Below are 14,972 nucleotides of genomic sequence, written 5' to 3' on the forward strand. Positions count from 1 at the left end.
GCGTGATCCCCAGTCGCTCGGAGTGCCGCATGATGATCGTTCGTGCTCTTTCGTCTGGCCTATCTCGCCGTCACGAACGCCTTCGCCGCGCTGCGGCTGCTGCCGGTGGGCGATCGGGACAAGGACGTCGAGATCCTCGCCCTCCGCCACCAGATCACCGTGCTCGAACGGTAGCTCGGTGCCGGCGCCAGAGTTTGGGTGCCGAAAATTCATCCGCGCAGGTCAGAGCGCTGGCTGATGATCGCACACCTCGAGTCTCAGGGTCTGAGGTCTACGCCGCCACGGCATGATGATCTGTCGTGCCGCTGCGTCTGGTCTACCTCATCGTGACGACCGGCTTCGCGTTTCTACGGCTGCTGCCGGGAAGCGATCGTGACAAGGAGATCGAGATCTTGGTGCTGCGGCACCAGCTGACGGTCCTGCAGCGCCAGGTGGCCAAGCCCGCCTTCACGTCCGGTGACCGCTTCGTGCTCGCCGGACTGCTCGGCCTCCTGTCGAGGGGTAAGTTGCGACACCTTGCGCTGCTGGTGCGCTCGGAGACTATCCTGCGTTGGCACCGCGACCTGCTCAGACGCCGCGACGCCGCAGCCTGTACGCCCCGGCGTCGAGGGCGCCCGCGCACCCTCTCCTCCATCCGCCTGCTGGTGCTGCGCCTGGCCCGGGAGAATCCCTCCTGGGGGTACCGGCGCATCCACGGTGAGCTGGCCGCGCTCGGCGTCACGGTCGCCGCCTCCACCGTGGGAGATCATGAAGGTCCACGGCATCGACCCGTCACCCGAGCGACAGCACACCGCCTGGGCCGATTTCTTACGCAGCCAGGCGGACGCCCTGCTGGCATGCGACTTCTTCGAAGTCCGCACCCTGACCGGGGCCCGGCTGTACGTCTTCGCCGTCATCGAGCACGCCACCCGGCGCATCCGGATCCTCGGCGCCACCGCGCACCCCACCGGCCAGTGGGTCGCCCAGCTCGGCCGGAACTTTGTCATGGACCTGCAGGAGACGGGCAGCACGGCCAGGTTCCTCATCCGCGACCGCGACGCCAAGTTCACCGCGGCCTTCGACGCCGTGCTGTCCGATGCCGGACTTCGCGTCGTCACGACCGGCATCCGGATCCCCCGGATGAACGCGATCATGGAGCGGTGGATTCAGACCTGCCGGCGCGAACTGCTGGACCGCACCTTGATCTGGAACCAGCGCCATCTGCTTCATGTCCTGCGCGAGTTCGAGGTGTTCTACAACGGTCACCGGCCGCACCGGGTCCTCCGGCAGGCCGCTCCGCTCCGGCCGCTCCCCGGCCCGGGAGCCGGCCCAGCCCCGATCACCCGACTCGACATCCGCCGACATGATCGACTCGGTGGTGTCCTCAGGGAGTACCGGCATGCTGCTTGACCTGGACGGATGAATGTCGGCACCCGCACGGGCGGCCGCCGGCAAGCTGACGGACGGCGGCGCCAGCGGCGTGGTCCGTACGCCGACGTCGAACAGGGCGGGCCTGCGGCCGACGTGTCGCCTCTATCGCGTTTGCGGTCTGGGGCTCATCCCGGCGAAGACCGCTTGGAGTACGCGGTCGATGTAGGCGTGGGTCAACGGCTGCTGTGTGATCAGCAGCCGGTAGTACAAGGGGCCGGAAAGGATCTCGAACGCCAGGTCCAGGTCGAAGTCGGGAGCGAGTTGACCCTGGTCCTTGGCGGCTTCGAGGCGAGCCAGGGTGTTGGCGGTCTGCGGCTCGATGAACCGCCGGTTGAGTGCGGCGGCGACCTCGGGATCGTGCTGTGCTTCGCCGATGAGGTCCTGGTACAGCGGGCCCCAGGGCGGCTGGCCCAGCAGGGCGGCGGCCCTGGTCATCACCTCGCGTAGATCGGCCACGATGTCGCCGGTGTCGGGGTGGTCCAGGCCTGCGGTGTTCAGGCTGAGGACCGCGTCGAGGAACAGCAGGCCCCGGGAGGGCCAGCGGCGGTAGACGGTGTGTTTGCCGACGCCGGCTCGGGACGCGACCGCCTCGATGCTGAGCTTGGCGTAGCCGGCCTCTCGGGCCAGGTCCAGCGTGGCCTGCATGATCGTGTGGGTCCGGTTGTCGGTACGGGCGGCGCGGTGGTCGGTCATGCCGTCACTCTACTGGAACGGCACGTGCCGTGTTGACAAGTGCGAATCCGATCGAGCACGCTATCTCGCAGCGGCACGGACCGTGCCGTGCTGCTCGGGCTCGACCAACCCCATCCCGACAGCAGTTACCACCAGCAGGAGGAGAGCATGGACGCTCGCCCGAACCTCTCGGAGGCATGATGACCTCAGAACAGACCTCGGTGTTGATCACCGGAGGAAACAAAGGACTCGGTCTTGAGACCGCCCGGCGGCTCGGGGAACAGGGCTGGACGATCTTTCTCGGCTCGCGCGACGAAGGCCGAGGACGGGCGGCCGCCGACAAGCTGACGGACGGCGGCGCGAACGTGATCCTGGTCCCGCTGGACGTGACCTCGGACGAGTCGGTGACCGACGCCGTACGGCTCGTCCGGAAGCACACCGACCGGCTGGACGTGCTGATCAACAATGCCAGCGTGCCTGGAAATTAATGAACCCTGAGGCGAGACATCGGCGTTCGGTGTCACAGACCGGCCGGCTGTTTTCGTCTCCAAGGACAGGGACCTACATCGATATGGGAAATGGTCATGCGGATAGTTCGTAACGGACGAGGCGGTCGGCGAGGCGGTGGCTCGAAGGCGAGAAGCAGCCCCCTGATCGTGATCGGTGTACTGCTGGGCGCGGCCAGCATGCTGGTCTTCGGTTTCTGGGCACTGCTCTCGCCCGTCAGCTTCCTCGACTACGTCAACTACCACCCCGTGAACGAGCACTTGGCGCACGACGCGGGCGCCTTCCAGATCGGGATCGGCGCCACTTTGATCTTCGCTTTGATCTGGTCGGACGCTCTCGTCGTGGCGCTGGCCGGATTCGCCGTCGCCAGTGGTCTGCACACCATGACGCACTTCATGGACCGGCATCTGGGCGGCCACGGCACCGACGTCCCGATCCTCGGTCTGTTCACCCTGATCGCTCTTGCCACCCTCTACCTGCGACTGCGAAAGATGAAATCAACATGAAAGTCCTGCTCGCCGGAGCCACTGGCGCGATCGGCCGCCCGCTGGTGAAAGCGCTGCGTACGGCGGGGCACGAGGTCCTCGCCCTCACCCGGGACAGCGGCGCCCAAGTGCCCGGAGCCCGCCTGGTGGTCGCCGATGTACTCAACAGGGACGACCTGCTCCGCGCGGTGGAGGGCATCACCGCGGACGTGGTGATCCACCAGCTCACCGCGCTGAGCAAGGCCCCCGCCAAGTACGCGGACATGCGACTGACCAACACGCTGCGCACGACCGGTACGGCCCACCTGATCGACGCCGCGCGCGCTGTCGGAGCCCGTCGGTTCCTCACCCAGTCCATGGTGCCCGGCTACGGATTCGTCGATCACGGCACGCGCCCGCTCACCGAACAGGACCCGTTCGGCCAGCCGCGCGGCAGCAAGGCGGATCCGCTGGTAGCGGCCATGCGCTCGACCGAGCAGCAGGTGTTCGATGCCGACGGCATCGAGGGCATCGCCTTGCGCTACGGCGCCTTCTACGGCCTGACAGGCTCGGAGGGCTTCATCACCACGCTTCGCGCCGGCAAGCTCCCCGTGCCCACGGATGGCGGCACCACGATGTCATGGATCCACCTGGCCGACGCCGCCGCTGCCACGGTGGCGGCCATGGACAAGGGGGTGGCGGGCCAGGCCTACAACATCGTCGACGACGAGCCCGTCACCTGGGGACGCATGTTCGCCGAACATGCCAAGGCGGCCGGGACCAGGCCACCCCGGCGCCTGCCCGGGTGGGTGATCCGGCTGGCCGCGCCGTACTTCGCGACCCTCATGATCGACACGTCCATGCGCGTGTCGAATGCCAAGGCGAAGGTCGAGCTGGGGTGGGCGCCGACGATGCCCAGCTACCGCGAAGGCGTGCACACCCCCCGCGGGTAGACGTGCCGACCCGCCGGACGATCGGGGCAGGTCGTCGGCAAGACCGGCTTCCTGCCCGTTCGCCCTGCTTTCCCCACTGGCGATATTCATGCCACTCACCACTGACATCCAGATCCATGCCGTGAACGTCCTGGTCATCGGCTCAGGCGCAGCGGGACTGCGGGCGGCGATCGCCGCCGCCGCCGGTTGCGAGGTGCTCATCGTGGGGAAACGTCCGAGGACGGACGCCCACACCGTGCTCGCCGCCGGAGGCATCAACGCCGTGCTGGACACCAGCGACCCCGCCGACAGCTGGCAGCAGCACTTCGCGGACACCTACAAAGAAGGCTATGGTCTCGGCGACCCCGCGATGATCGAGATCATGGTCCGCAAGGCGCCGGACGCAATCCGCGAGCTCGCCGACTGGGCCCCCCCTTGAGCCGGCTCTGCGCCTGCCGATAATTACGTCCACCCAGGTCATGACTCTGCGAGGGCTTCGCGTGGCGTTCGCGAGCTCTGGTCACCCGGGAGACGGAAGCGCGTACGGCAGGATGATCCGCTGTGCTGCTTCGCCTGGCCTACCTGACCGTCACGAACACGTTCGCCGCGCTGCGGTTGCTGCCCATGGGCGATCGGGACAAGGACGTGGAGATACTTGCTCTGCGTCACCAGATCACCGTCCTTGAACGCCAACTCGGCGCCGACACCAGAGTGAGATTCGCGCCCGCGGACCGAGCCTTCCTTGCCGCGCTCCTGACGTCGCTGCCGCGCGAGGTCCTGCGCCAGCTGCGGCTCCTCATCCGTCCGGACACGGTTCTCCGCTGGCACCGCGATCTGATGCGACGTCGTCATGCCCGTACCTGCCGGCCGAAGCGGCCTGGCCGCCCACCTACCGTCCACTCCATTCGCGCCCTCATCCTGCGCCTGGTGCGAGAGAACCCCGGCTGGGGCCTATCGGCGGGTGCATGGTGAGCTCACCATGCTCGGTATCAAGGTCGCGCCATCCACGTTCTGGGAGATCCTCAAGCGGGAAGGTGTTGATCCTGCGCCCGAGCGGGCGGCCACCACGTGGGCCGACTTCCTGCGCTCGCAAGCAAACGCCCTACTGGCCTGCGATTTCATCGAGACCATCACCCTCAACGGGCAACGCCAGTACATCCTGGCGGTGATCGAGCACGCCACGAGGCGGGTCCGTGTGCTCGGCACCACCGCACATCCGAGCGCCGGCTGGGTCATCCAAGCGATTAGGAATCTGGTGATGGATCTGGACGATGCGGGCTGTCGGGCGCGCTTTCTGCTCCGAGATCGGGATGGGAAGTTCCCTGCCCTCATGGACGAGGTGCTCGCCGAGGCCGGCATTCAAGACGGTGCTCACTGGTATCCGGATGCCGCGGATGAACTCGATCATGGAGCGGTGGGTGCAGTCGTCCCGAGCTTCTCGACCGCTGCCTGATCTGGAACGAACACCACTTGCGGCACGCCCTGCACGAATATGAACACTTCTACAACCAGCACCGAGCACATCAAGCCCTGAACCAAGCAGCCCCGCTGCGCACCGTCCCCGATCCGATTACGGATCCAGAGCGAATCATCGACCTGAATGTCCGCCGACGAGACCGGCTCGGCGGCGTCCTCCATGAGTACTTACAAGCGGCTTGACCTGCATGGATGGAATTGTCGGCAGGCGCAGGTTCGAATCTCCTAGGCTCCACCCACTCAAAAGCCCAGGCCAGGGACCGATTTCCCCGCCTGGGCTTTGATCGTTAGTCGGCCTTCACGTTTTTCCGGCCCGTTGTGTGCCCGATCCACCCTTGATGGCCATGACACGGTGCACGTCCGTCACCCCGAAGCGACGAGGATCACCGGTCAGGCTCTCCACCACGCTCACCGACCCATCGAAGATGGTGAACGCATTGTCGCCGCTGCGCCGGGAGGTCTCGGTCACTCACTCCATGGTGGCCGTGCCGGAGTTCTCGCCGTGACTCAGAGCGGGAGTGGGTGGGCCAGCACACCCGCGCCCTGAGCGCGACCGGAGAGGATCCGGGCGAACTCGACCGCGTCGACGGTGGTGGTCTCGTACGTCGCACCCTGCTCGAAGCGACCTCCGGCCGGCCCGGTGAGCTCGAGCCGGAAGGGCTGTCCGTGGACGGCCGCCCACTCGGCCACGATGTCGGCAACCAGCCGGCCGTCGTGCTCGGGGGTCAGCTCCGGCGTCGCGCCGACCGCGCGGCTCAGGTCGATGCGGTGCATCCAGAAGTCGCGGGTGAATCCGACCCGGAGCAGGTAGGTGAGCGGCTGCCAGCCGATCGGCGGGCCGAACGGGATCGGCGCGCTGCGCACCGGCCACGGCGTACGGCGTCGTCCGGCGACGGCCTTCGGCCCCATCGCCGCGATCCGCTCCACGAGCTCGCCGGGTGAGAGGCCGCTGCGCTCTCGCACCTGGATCTCGTTGAGCCCGTCGACCCAGTGGTGGGAGTCGATCTCCCGATTCAGTGGCAGCCCGCGTCGGAACTGGTGGATCAGCTCCTTGGGGGAGGCCTGGGCCTCCAGCGCGCCGAGGACGTGGCGGGCCAGGTCCGCCACGGTCCATCGGTCGCAGTCGGTGGGCCGGCCCCAGGCCTCGTCGTCGAGCTCTGCCAGCGCGGCCGCGAGCCGCCTGTTCTCCTCGGTCGCGAGCCGCCAGACCTCGGCTCCGCGGATCCGCTCGACGTCCGCGACGGCGACCATCAGGCGGCCCAGGTCGGGGCGATCCGGCGCCGGTACCAGCGCCCGCCGAGCCGACGGACGACGAACAGCACCGGAGCCGGTACGTCGCGCCTGATCTGCGCCAGCGCGGGAGGGTCCGCATCATCTGACAGCCAGGCGATGAACGTCCCGATGGTCTTCAGGTGCGACCTCACCACCGCCTTCTGGGCCGCCTTCACCTGCGGCGTGCCGTGCCGACTCGCGGAGAACGGCTCGAGGTCGCGCTCCTCGTGCTCGAGGTGCGGCAGCAGTGTGCTGCCCAGGACCGCCACTCGCTCCCGGGCGCTCGCCGCCGAGCTGGTCGTGGGGCGGTCGGCGAGCGCGTGCATGGCGGTGCCGGCCTCGGCGGCGGACCGCAGCATGGCGGAGTGCTCGCCGTCCAGGTCACCGACCAGTGCGTCGTCCACGCCGAGCTCGCGCAGCGCCGGCCAGAAGTGCTGCTCCTCGTCGTCGTCGTGCTGCCGCAGCTGGGCCTCGAAGTTGTCCCAGGCGACGACCAGGTCGGCGGCTCGCCGCTGGTCGCCGTCGGGGAACGCGGCCAGCGCCGTGTCGAACCGGCGTAGGTCGCGCCGGAAGGCGGCGTGGACCACCGTGTTGAGTGTCTTGTGCTCGTTTATGGGGACTCCTCCCTGGGTGGTGGTGGTCATGGGATGGCCTCGGTCCAGACGTTCTCGCGGCTGATCAGGCCGTCCGCGGAACTCGAAGACGTGGAGCATTCGGAAGGCGATCTCGGAGCCGTCGTCGGCCTGTGGGCTCCGCCCGGTGACGTCGCTGTCGACGATCACCGCGTCGCGGGCGACGTCCTCGGTCACCGGGGCTGCCGGCCGAGGAGTCCGAGCAGTCGGTCCTGGGCCGAGGAGCCGGGCGGCACCTCGACGGCGGGTCCGAAGGCACCGCGGCCGCGGAGCCGCTCCATCGGCGCGCGCTCGTAGAACCCGAGCACGGCCGTCGCGAGCTCCTCGTCGATCGTCGCCTGCCGGCCGGTGCCGACCGCGATGTCCCAGCCGTGGACGGCGATCTCGCCGAGATTGATGAGGTACGCCGCGGCCGAGGGGAACGTCCCGAACGGCAGCACGGTCTCGCCCTGCATTGCGCCTGATGCGGCCCAGGCGGCGGTGTTGGCCCGGCGCACCCGGTCGAGCGTCGACGCAGGGTCGGCCTGGCCGAGCAGGTCGCCGAGCCGGTCACCCACCGGGTGCCCCTCTTTTGCGTCGGTGAACATCTGCGCCGCAGCGAGCGTGTGGCTGAGCACGCCGCGCACGTCGAGCTCGGCGCAGGGCGTGGCCTTGCCCAGGTCGGCCGGACCGAGGTCGTGGACCAGCTCGGTCAGCCGGTCGTATGCCTTCTCGAGTGTGGCGGTCGCTCCTGTCTCGAATCCGAGTTCCATGATCCCCTTTTTGCCTTTAGTGATATTCAAGTTGAATTGCATTCTTACTTGAATCGTGCTCTAATGTCAACCTATGACCGACCGGCGCAGCTACGACGCGACCCGTCGCCGCGAGCGGGCCGAAGAGCAGAAGCGGCAGACCCGCGAGCGAGTGGTCGACGCCGCCCGTCGGCTCTTCCTCGAACAGGGCTACGTCGCGACCACGATCACGGCGATCGCGCAGGAGGCCGGTGTCTCCGCGCAGACGGTCTACCTGTCGTTCAGCGGCAAGGCCGAGATCCTGCACCGCGTCGCCGACGTGGCCATCGGTGGAGACCACGAGGAGCTGACGATCTTCCAGCGCACGACGTGGCAGCAGCTCGAAAGCGAGGCCGACCCGGCGAGGCAGGTCCGGTTGCTCGCCGACCTGATGGCCGCGATCGCCGAGCGGATGGCCCCGGTGTGGCAGGCTTACCGAGAGGCCGCCGCGACGGACCCGCGGGCCGCGGCGGACATGGCAGCACTGCTCAAGGGGCGCCACGAGTCGCTGACCAGGGCGCTCCGGCTGCTGCCGGAGGAGCGACTGCGACTCCCGTTGGCCGAGTGCGTCGACAGCTTCTGGACGATCTCGAGCCTGGACGGATACCTGCTGCTCACCGGGCATCGGGGCTGGAGCCATGAGCAGTGGCGGGACTGGCTGCGCGAGACCGCCGTTGTCCAGCTGTTGTCGCCAAGCTAGAACACGTTCCCGTTGAAGTGGCGCTCGTGACGCTCGTCGAGCGCGCGGTCGCGCTCGGCGCGCCACCAGCCGATGGCAGCTTTCATCACCGACCGCTCCCGGCCCTCCAGGTCAATATGGGGTGATGCGGGCCGCTGCCGCAGTGAATCCGGTATTCACTGCGGCAGCGTCACGCCGCCGGGTAAAGGGCCTGGGTCAGACGCCGAACGCCGCCGGGTAGCGGATGGTGCCGGACGGCTAGGCTGTCGCTAATGTCAACGGCGCGAGTGCTCGAGAGTTGGACGTCACACCGATCGTGTTCGGATCTGCCTGGAAGATCTTGGACCTGGTGGCTGATGAGATCCTGGGGCGCAAGGCCAACGGTGCCCCGATGACCATCGAGGCCAAGTGCAAGGCCGCAGTCAGAGGGAACGGATTCGCCCGGCCAAAGCCTTTCCTCAACGAGGTGGATCTATGGAAGCGGTACATGCACTTGTACGCCGACACGCTGCCCCTTCGGCACTCCCTCGTTCACCGGGAACTCGTCGTTCATGCCGACGGACGCGTTGAATCGTCTCCTGTGCAGGGAAACCCCGTCCGGCCCGTGACCATGGACCGTGACGAGTTGGGCTACTTCTTCCGCGCCGTCCAAGGGTTCGCGAGAGCACTGATCAGCGGAGACTTTCCGAGGCGCGAACGGGATAACCTCGCGTTCATCCTCTCCCAGCTGAATGGCGTTCACGGGCTGGGCACCCTTCCCGGGCGGGCAGTAACCCGAGCGATCCTGGTTCTGGCACGTCCAGAGGTCCTGGCGTCTGGTGCCTTGCAGTATGACGCGCGTGCTGCACTTAGCTACGTGCATGGCAAGTGGCCGAACGCTGGCGTTGACCTGTTGCTCAAGCTGCCTGACGGCACCGTTATCCGGGGACATCTCGAGGATGCGCCCGAGACCGACCCCGCTCCGATTCGGATCAATGCGTTGCCTCGGTGGCTGGAGGTTGCTCCACCTGAAAACTGGACCAGGTGGGACAGACTCGGTTCGCCTTGAACCGCCTCGTAGCCAGCTCCCTCCCTCCTCCGGACATCTCCGATGATCGTCGGACGTCTCGGCGAGCGTCACTTGATGGTTCTACGGGTGCCGGACAATTCCGGAAAGCTTCGTGGTGCCGGTGTGTCACAGACCTGACCCAGGTATGACCCAACTCTTGATTCTTTGATCAAGGGGGTGGGTGAACCTGCAGGTCAGGATGGTAGGGCGCCCGGGGCTCGAACCCGGAACCTACGGATTGCTAGTCCGCAGCGGCAACTGCCGGACGGTGACAAATAATGTCACTATCCGATGTTTACGCAGGTAGCTGCTGTTCGGCCATGTCGAGCAGTGCCGCATATCTCGCCAAAATCGTGGGCATCCGATTCTGCCGGTATCCCTACGGTCTCCCAGCTTCCATCTTTCGCTTCCTGACGCTGGCACATGCCAAGTGGCTTATGGGCGATGTCTAAGCTGTTCTTGCCATCCATCGAGGTCTGATCTTTCGCCACGAGCCTCGTCGAAAGGGCTGCAGCGCTTTCATCGCGCTCGGCCCTGGCACGGTCACCCAAGTCTGCACGTGATCACCGCGCTCGCACCATGGTTCGATCTCGGCGAGTGGCGCCCTGCGCCACAGCTTGCTCTCCGCGCCGATGTACATGGCGCGTCAGGCTTGGCACTGGCAATCCGCCGGCTTGGGTTGTCACCGGAGCGCCCACATGCAGCTCTCATCTATCCGTATGAAGGCGTGAGCGTACTCACTTGCAGCGCCGAGAACCGCGGTTCACGTACGTGTCGCTCGCTAAGGCGGTGTTGAGCGACCACATCTGGACGGACCCGTATTAGCCCCAGCGGGAGGAGATCACCGTGCTCACAGCGAACGCTACGTCCGTTTCTAACAGGGGTGAGCCGATCACTTCGGCCTCTCCGAGATCGGCCGTTCAGTGTGAGGCGGCGTCTAACGCCACGACGCGTGAGGGAACGCCTAACACTAAATCGGCGAGAAGGAGGTGACCGATCCCATGGACACCTCCTCACGCCGCAGGCGCCGTAAACGCGTCACAGAGACGGAAGAGTACGTCGCCATGTTGCATCGCATGGTGGACGCGTTCGCCACCCGGCTCGCCGACGACCCGGTAGGGCTCGTGCACGTCGAACCGTTGCGCGAGCATCTGCGCGACGCGATGAACATCGCCATCGCGATCAATCAGGAGAAGCCACGTGGCTACTCCTTCGGTGAACTGGCGAAGATCCTTGGTATCAAGCGAGAGTCCGTCTACGGGCGTGCGGTCAAAGGACGGATGTTGCTCGCAAGGGTGCGCGCCAGACTGGGCGTCGTTAGTTTGCGTGAGCACCACAAGTCACGACTTGCTGAAACCGGCGTGCCGGACCGCCGTCTGGCCGAAGGGGACCGTTCATAAGACTCGAGCGGAGAGAGCGCGTAATACGGCTGCGCACTTGCTAGGGCCTGTACGGACTTCAGATCTTCAGATGAGTCAGAGGCTGATAGCCCGCGCGGCAGAAAATACCTCGCCGACCCGCTCCGGATCGTCCAGACTGGCACGATGCCCGACCTCCAGCCCTCTTCAGCCGCCCTCGCCTGGGCCGCGCGTATACCCGGTACCAGCGCGACAGTGCGGGAGGTACAAGTGCTCACCGGCGGCACTCATGCCAGTACGCATCTGATCCGGACGACTGACCCGGACTGCGAGCTGGTTTTGAGACGGTACGCTGCCGCGGACGATGCGGCGTATCGCGAGGCACACGTGCTGACCGCGCTCGATGGGTTGGGCGGCCTCGCGCCGCGTCTACTCGACTCCGATTCGGCGGGGGAGCGGTTCGGCGAGCCTGCCGTTCTGATCTCGCGGCTGCCGGGGCGAGCGGACATCATGCCCGCCGATCCGCTCCCGTGGGCTGCGCGACTGGGACGCACGCTCGCCCGTATCCACGCTGCACCTCTTACAGGGATGACGGGATTCCGCGACGTTCTCGATGATATCCCCGGCATCGTAGGCCGGGCCGATGGTCCGGTGCGGAAGCGATGGGTCGATCTTGCCGCCGAGCCGAGGGTGCTCACACATTTCGACTACTGGTCGGGCAATGTCCTGTGGGAAGACGGTGAGCTCACGGGGGTCGTCGACTGGTCGGGGGCCTCTCTTGCACCCCGCGGATTCGATGTCGGCTGGTGCCGCCTGGACCTGGTGTTGCTCCACGGTACACACGTCGCCGACGCTTTCCTCCTTGCCTATGAGGACGCCGCCGGTACGCGCGTGCCACACCGGGAACTTTGGGATTTGTTCGCCATTCAACGCTCCCGCGGCGAAGTGGAGAATTGGCTGCCCAACTATCATGATCTCGGTCGCACCGACCTCACCCGCCAAGAACTCAGTCACCGGCACGGTGCCTGGCTCGCTGCCCTGTGATCAGGTGGGGTCCCCGCCTGATGTGTATCGGAGGGTTGGTCGCCGCGTCCGATGAGCCGGTGCGACGGGCAGTCGCGCCGGTATCCAGCCTCATAGAGGAGGTACGGGCCGATGCTCACAACCGACAGCTCAATGAAGTTGCGATCATAAGCTTCGAGGATTCCAGCTGCTCTTGGTTGTCGGTCTTGGTAGGCCATTGCTATGGCGCGTGGAGACCTTACCGATGAGGAGTGGTCGTTGATCGAGCCTCACCTGCCCGTGGGTGAGCGCGGTGCGATCCCGGATCTGCGGCAGCAGTTCAACGCGGTGATGTGGCGGTTTCGTACCGGCAGTCCGTGGCGGGATCTGCCCGCCGAGTACGAGCCCTGGTCTACTGTCTACGACAGGTTCCGGTCGTGGGCGATTTCGGGCGTCTTCGAGCACCTGATGCAGGCCATGATCGCCGAAGCCGCGGCCTGGGGGCAGACCGACCTCGACCTGGTCAGCGTGGACTCCACCACGGCCCGCGCCCACCACCACGCCGCCGGGATGATCCTGGACGGCGAGCTGGTCAAGGCGCTGGAAGAGGCCGCCGAACAGGAAAAGGGGCTGCCCCAAAAGGGGCACCCCCCAGGACGGCGGACTCGGCGAAAGCGGGGATCAGGATGGCGAGCGGGACGGACGCCGGCGGTTGCGACTGCGGCGCAAGATCCGGCTGACGGCGGCCAAGCTGGGCCGCTCGCGCGGCGGGCTGACCAGCAAGGTTCACCTGTCCGCCGACTGGCGATGCCGTCCGCTGTCCTTCGTCCTCACCCCAGGCCAGGCCGGCGACAGCCCGCAGTTTCGCGCCGTCCTGGCCTGCATCAAGATCCGCCTGCCTGTTGGACGCCCGCGCACCCGCCCAGATGCGGTGGCCGCCGACAAGGCCTACTCCTCCCGCAGCAACCGCGGCTATCTGCGCCGGCGCCGCATCAAAGCCGTCATCCCCGAAAAGGCCGACCAGGCAGCCAACCGCAAGAAGCGCGGCTCCTGCGGCAGCCGCCCGGTCAGCCATGATCCAGATCTCTACAAGCAGCGCAACACGGTGGAACGCTGCATCAATCGGATCAAGGAGTGGCGCGGGCTGGCCTTCCGCTTCGACAAGACTCCCGAAAGCTACCTCGCCGGCCTTCATCTACGCGGAGCCGTCTTGTGGATCCGAAGCCTTCAACCCGTCTAAAAATCTGAAGTCCGTACAGGCCCTAGTCGCGAGCGCGGGGGCAGGATCCCGGCCAGTCCGCTGGTCGGGACAGCGCGGATCCTCCATGAAGAACGAGGCCGACGCGGAGAAGGGGATGGTCCGTGCGAAGTACGACGCCGGATCCATCCCCGCATGGCGCGGGGCCGACCGCAGCATGAGCCTGCGCATCGTGCCCATCACCGGACCATCCCCGCATGGCGCGGGGCCGACCGCAGCATGAGCCTGCGCATCGTGCCCATCACCGGACCATCCCCGCAGGCGCGGGGCCGACTCAGCCACGGCCCGCGCCTGCTCCTGCAGCTGAGGACCATCCCCGCAGGCGCGGGCCGACGTCCACGCCGGTCATCAAGGCCAGCGCGGGCGCGGACCATCCCCGAAGGCGCGGGGCCGACACGAAGTACAGGATCCCGTTTTCCACCCACATCGGACCATCCCCGCGGGCGCGGGGCCGACCCGACCAGCACGGTCGGCGCGTACCCGGCTTCCGGACCATCCCCGCGGGCGCGGGGCCGACGCGGATGCCGTTTATCCAGACGTCCCAACGTACGGACCATTCCCGCGGGCGCGGGGCCGACACTCGCACCGTGGACGCAACCCGCACTTGATCGGCAAGATTGGCAGGATGCCGGCCTTCCTCGTTCTGGTCTGCTGTCGCTGAGCGGCTGCGTGGTGGACCTGGTGCCAGTGGATTCCAGTGGTTGGGATGACTGGTTCGCCAGTCGCCAGGAGGCTGAGACCGCTCGAGATCAGACCGGCAAGTCAGGCCTACACGTGCTCGGGGTCGGATTCGCTGCCGCCGATGTTCCCGGGCTGCTGGCCGATATGGTCGACGGCGGCTGGGACGCATCGGCCGGCAGTCTCCCGGAACGGCTGACGCGGCGTGAGACGTTCCCCGACTTCGGCGACCGGCGATTGGGTTTCGAACTGGTCGGTTTCGACAGCGGACTCTGGCACACCTGGACCTGCATCGGGGGCCTCGTCACCGACGTTCACCAAGCCACCGGCGTCCAGCCGGGACCCAGCGGGCTGATCCAGGATGAGCAGGACGCGCGCCGGGCCGCTCAATGGCTCACCGACTCAGGCCTCGGCGATCCCAAGGTATTCCTCTGGGCGGCTGCACTGCTCACGGAGACCCCGCGAGAGACCTTCCAGACCGAGGAATAGCGCACGGTTCCCTCGAACAAGCCCTCCGGCAACCCGATCGCCTTCACGCGCTCCAGCTTGACGATCTCGGCCAGCAGCGTGTCCAGCTGCAAGGGTCCGGGATCGGACTTGAGCTCCTGCAGGAACGCTCGCGTACCCCCAACGCCTTCGGCCTTGTCGCCCTCGTCGGCGGTGTCCTCCTCCTGGGCATCGCCGGCGCCGGAATCGGTATCCTCCTCGGCGGCGCGCTCTGCCGAAGAGCTGGCCTCGCCCGTGTCTGCCTCGTCCTCGTCATCGGCACCCGGGTCGTCGGGGACGATCAGCTCCTCCAGCTTCTCGATCGACT

The 14,972-nt window shown here is 66.9% G+C and carries 20 protein-coding genes and 1 pseudogene; 14 read left to right on the forward strand and 7 right to left on the reverse strand.

The window, feature by feature from the left end; all coding sequences use genetic code 11:
- Window positions 1–42: 42 nt before the first annotated feature.
- A complete protein-coding gene (locus tag E1292_RS55145; RefSeq protein WP_281284085.1) occupies window positions 43–174 on the forward strand; it encodes a hypothetical protein in 132 nt (43 codons plus the stop codon).
- A gap of 173 nt (window positions 175–347) precedes the next feature.
- Here the strand turns inward: E1292_RS55145 and E1292_RS52990 are convergent, their stop codons facing one another.
- Window positions 348–515, reverse strand: coding sequence for a hypothetical protein (locus E1292_RS52990; RefSeq protein ID WP_220447199.1), 168 nt, complete (start codon window positions 513–515; stop codon window positions 348–350).
- A gap of 232 nt (window positions 516–747) precedes the next feature.
- On the opposite strand from E1292_RS52990, the gene E1292_RS52995 reads away from it, so the two are divergent.
- On the forward strand, window positions 748–1,389 hold the full coding sequence (locus tag E1292_RS52995; RefSeq protein WP_220447200.1) for an integrase core domain-containing protein: 642 nt from the start codon (window positions 748–750) through the stop codon (window positions 1,387–1,389).
- 123 nt (window positions 1,390–1,512) lie between these two features.
- Here E1292_RS52995 and E1292_RS34150 read toward each other — a convergent pair whose 3' ends face one another.
- On the reverse strand, window positions 1,513–2,103 hold the full coding sequence (locus tag E1292_RS34150) for a TetR/AcrR family transcriptional regulator (protein WP_132600780.1): 591 nt from the start codon (window positions 2,101–2,103) through the stop codon (window positions 1,513–1,515).
- Window positions 2,104–2,282: 179 nt separating this feature from the next.
- Between E1292_RS34150 and E1292_RS34155 the strand changes: the two genes are divergently transcribed.
- From E1292_RS34155 to E1292_RS53005, 6 genes are all read left to right on the forward strand, one after another.
- A complete protein-coding gene (locus E1292_RS34155; protein WP_246090527.1) occupies window positions 2,283–2,570 on the forward strand; it encodes an SDR family NAD(P)-dependent oxidoreductase in 288 nt (95 codons plus the stop codon).
- A 168-nt stretch (window positions 2,571–2,738) separates the two neighbouring features.
- Complete coding sequence (locus tag E1292_RS34160; protein WP_132600783.1) at window positions 2,739–3,095, forward strand: hypothetical protein; 357 nt, start codon at window positions 2,739–2,741, stop codon at window positions 3,093–3,095.
- The gene (locus tag E1292_RS34165) at window positions 3,092–4,006 is read left to right on the forward strand and encodes an NAD-dependent epimerase/dehydratase family protein (protein ID WP_132600786.1); all 915 of its coding nucleotides are present in this window, start codon (window positions 3,092–3,094) and stop codon (window positions 4,004–4,006) included. Before E1292_RS34160 ends, E1292_RS34165 begins: the two co-directional genes overlap by 4 nt.
- Window positions 4,007–4,094: 88 nt before the next feature.
- Entirely contained in the window at window positions 4,095–4,424 is a 330-nt protein-coding gene (locus E1292_RS34170; RefSeq protein ID WP_132600789.1) for an FAD-binding protein, read from the forward strand.
- 122 nt (window positions 4,425–4,546) lie between these two features.
- Window positions 4,547–4,957 carry a hypothetical protein gene (locus E1292_RS53000; protein WP_220447201.1) on the forward strand — a complete coding sequence of 137 codons (411 nt, stop codon included), beginning with the start codon at window positions 4,547–4,549 and terminating at the stop codon, window positions 4,955–4,957.
- Window positions 4,958–4,964: 7 nt separating this feature from the next.
- Complete coding sequence (locus tag E1292_RS53005) at window positions 4,965–5,438, forward strand: hypothetical protein (protein ID WP_220447202.1); 474 nt, start codon at window positions 4,965–4,967, stop codon at window positions 5,436–5,438.
- Between the two features lie 321 nt (window positions 5,439–5,759).
- Here E1292_RS53005 and E1292_RS51595 read toward each other — a convergent pair whose 3' ends face one another.
- The 4 genes from E1292_RS51595 to E1292_RS34190 are packed head-to-tail and all read right to left on the reverse strand — an operon-like array spanning window position 5,760 to window position 8,117.
- Window positions 5,760–5,930, reverse strand: a complete 171-nt coding sequence (locus E1292_RS51595) for a hypothetical protein (protein WP_165974878.1) — start codon at window positions 5,928–5,930, stop codon at window positions 5,760–5,762.
- A gap of 38 nt (window positions 5,931–5,968) precedes the next feature.
- Complete coding sequence (locus E1292_RS34180; RefSeq protein WP_132600792.1) at window positions 5,969–6,712, reverse strand: maleylpyruvate isomerase family mycothiol-dependent enzyme; 744 nt, start codon at window positions 6,710–6,712, stop codon at window positions 5,969–5,971.
- Window positions 6,712–7,542, reverse strand: coding sequence for a hemerythrin domain-containing protein (locus E1292_RS34185; protein ID WP_132600795.1), 831 nt, complete (start codon window positions 7,540–7,542; stop codon window positions 6,712–6,714). Before E1292_RS34185 ends, E1292_RS34180 begins: the two co-directional genes overlap by 1 nt.
- Window positions 7,539–8,117 (reverse strand): TIGR03086 family metal-binding protein, encoded by a 579-nt coding sequence (locus E1292_RS34190; protein WP_165974879.1) that lies wholly within the window; start codon window positions 8,115–8,117, stop codon window positions 7,539–7,541. The genes E1292_RS34185 and E1292_RS34190 overlap by 4 nt, the downstream gene beginning before the upstream one ends.
- 73 nt (window positions 8,118–8,190) lie before the next feature.
- Between E1292_RS34190 and E1292_RS34195 the strand changes: the two genes are divergently transcribed.
- From E1292_RS34195 to E1292_RS51600, 6 genes and pseudogenes are all read left to right on the forward strand, one after another.
- Window positions 8,191–8,835 (forward strand): TetR/AcrR family transcriptional regulator, encoded by a 645-nt coding sequence (locus E1292_RS34195; RefSeq protein ID WP_132600801.1) that lies wholly within the window; start codon window positions 8,191–8,193, stop codon window positions 8,833–8,835.
- A 328-nt stretch (window positions 8,836–9,163) separates the two neighbouring features.
- Window positions 9,164–9,862: a hypothetical protein gene (locus E1292_RS34200; protein WP_132600804.1), complete on the forward strand. Its 699-nt coding sequence runs from the start codon at window positions 9,164–9,166 to the stop codon at window positions 9,860–9,862.
- 989 nt (window positions 9,863–10,851) lie between these two features.
- Window positions 10,852–11,262 carry a hypothetical protein gene (locus tag E1292_RS34205; protein ID WP_132600807.1) on the forward strand — a complete coding sequence of 137 codons (411 nt, stop codon included), beginning with the start codon at window positions 10,852–10,854 and terminating at the stop codon, window positions 11,260–11,262.
- A 144-nt stretch (window positions 11,263–11,406) separates the two neighbouring features.
- Complete coding sequence (locus E1292_RS34210) at window positions 11,407–12,264, forward strand: phosphotransferase family protein (RefSeq protein ID WP_132600810.1); 858 nt, start codon at window positions 11,407–11,409, stop codon at window positions 12,262–12,264.
- Window positions 12,265–12,465: 201 nt separating this feature from the next.
- Window positions 12,466–13,462: pseudogene (locus E1292_RS34215) on the forward strand (IS5 family transposase).
- An 85-nt stretch (window positions 13,463–13,547) separates the two neighbouring features.
- Window positions 13,548–13,703 (forward strand): hypothetical protein, encoded by a 156-nt coding sequence (locus E1292_RS51600; RefSeq protein WP_165974880.1) that lies wholly within the window; start codon window positions 13,548–13,550, stop codon window positions 13,701–13,703.
- 841 nt (window positions 13,704–14,544) lie between these two features.
- Here E1292_RS51600 and E1292_RS51605 read toward each other — a convergent pair.
- A partial coding sequence (locus E1292_RS51605) for a hypothetical protein (RefSeq protein WP_165974881.1) occupies window positions 14,545–14,972 on the reverse strand: 428 nt, incomplete at its 5' end.

The sequence above is a fragment of the Nonomuraea deserti genome (genome assembly GCF_004348685.1).
GTDB lineage: Bacteria > Actinomycetota > Actinomycetes > Streptosporangiales > Streptosporangiaceae > Nonomuraea > Nonomuraea deserti.

Excerpts from the sequence above, each read along its gene's own strand:
- E1292_RS34150 (WP_132600780.1), bottom strand. The coding sequence starts at position 2,103 with ATGACCGACCACCGCGCCGCCCGTACCGACAACCGGACCCACACGATC.
- E1292_RS34195 (WP_132600801.1), top strand. The coding sequence starts at position 8,191 with ATGACCGACCGGCGCAGCTACGACGCGACCCGTCGCCGCGAGCGGGCC.
- E1292_RS34210 (WP_132600810.1), top strand. The coding sequence starts at position 11,407 with ATGCCCGACCTCCAGCCCTCTTCAGCCGCCCTCGCCTGGGCCGCGCGT.
- E1292_RS34190 (WP_165974879.1), bottom strand. The coding sequence starts at position 8,117 with ATGGAACTCGGATTCGAGACAGGAGCGACCGCCACACTCGAGAAGGCA.
- E1292_RS52995 (WP_220447200.1), top strand. The coding sequence starts at position 748 with ATGAAGGTCCACGGCATCGACCCGTCACCCGAGCGACAGCACACCGCC.
- E1292_RS34170 (WP_132600789.1), top strand. The coding sequence starts at position 4,095 with ATGCCACTCACCACTGACATCCAGATCCATGCCGTGAACGTCCTGGTC.
- E1292_RS53005 (WP_220447202.1), top strand. The coding sequence starts at position 4,965 with ATGCTCGGTATCAAGGTCGCGCCATCCACGTTCTGGGAGATCCTCAAG.
- E1292_RS51600 (WP_165974880.1), top strand. The coding sequence starts at position 13,548 with ATGAAGAACGAGGCCGACGCGGAGAAGGGGATGGTCCGTGCGAAGTAC.
- E1292_RS34180 (WP_132600792.1), bottom strand. The coding sequence starts at position 6,712 with ATGGTCGCCGTCGCGGACGTCGAGCGGATCCGCGGAGCCGAGGTCTGG.
- E1292_RS34155 (WP_246090527.1), top strand. The coding sequence starts at position 2,283 with ATGACCTCAGAACAGACCTCGGTGTTGATCACCGGAGGAAACAAAGGA.
- E1292_RS34165 (WP_132600786.1), top strand. The coding sequence starts at position 3,092 with ATGAAAGTCCTGCTCGCCGGAGCCACTGGCGCGATCGGCCGCCCGCTG.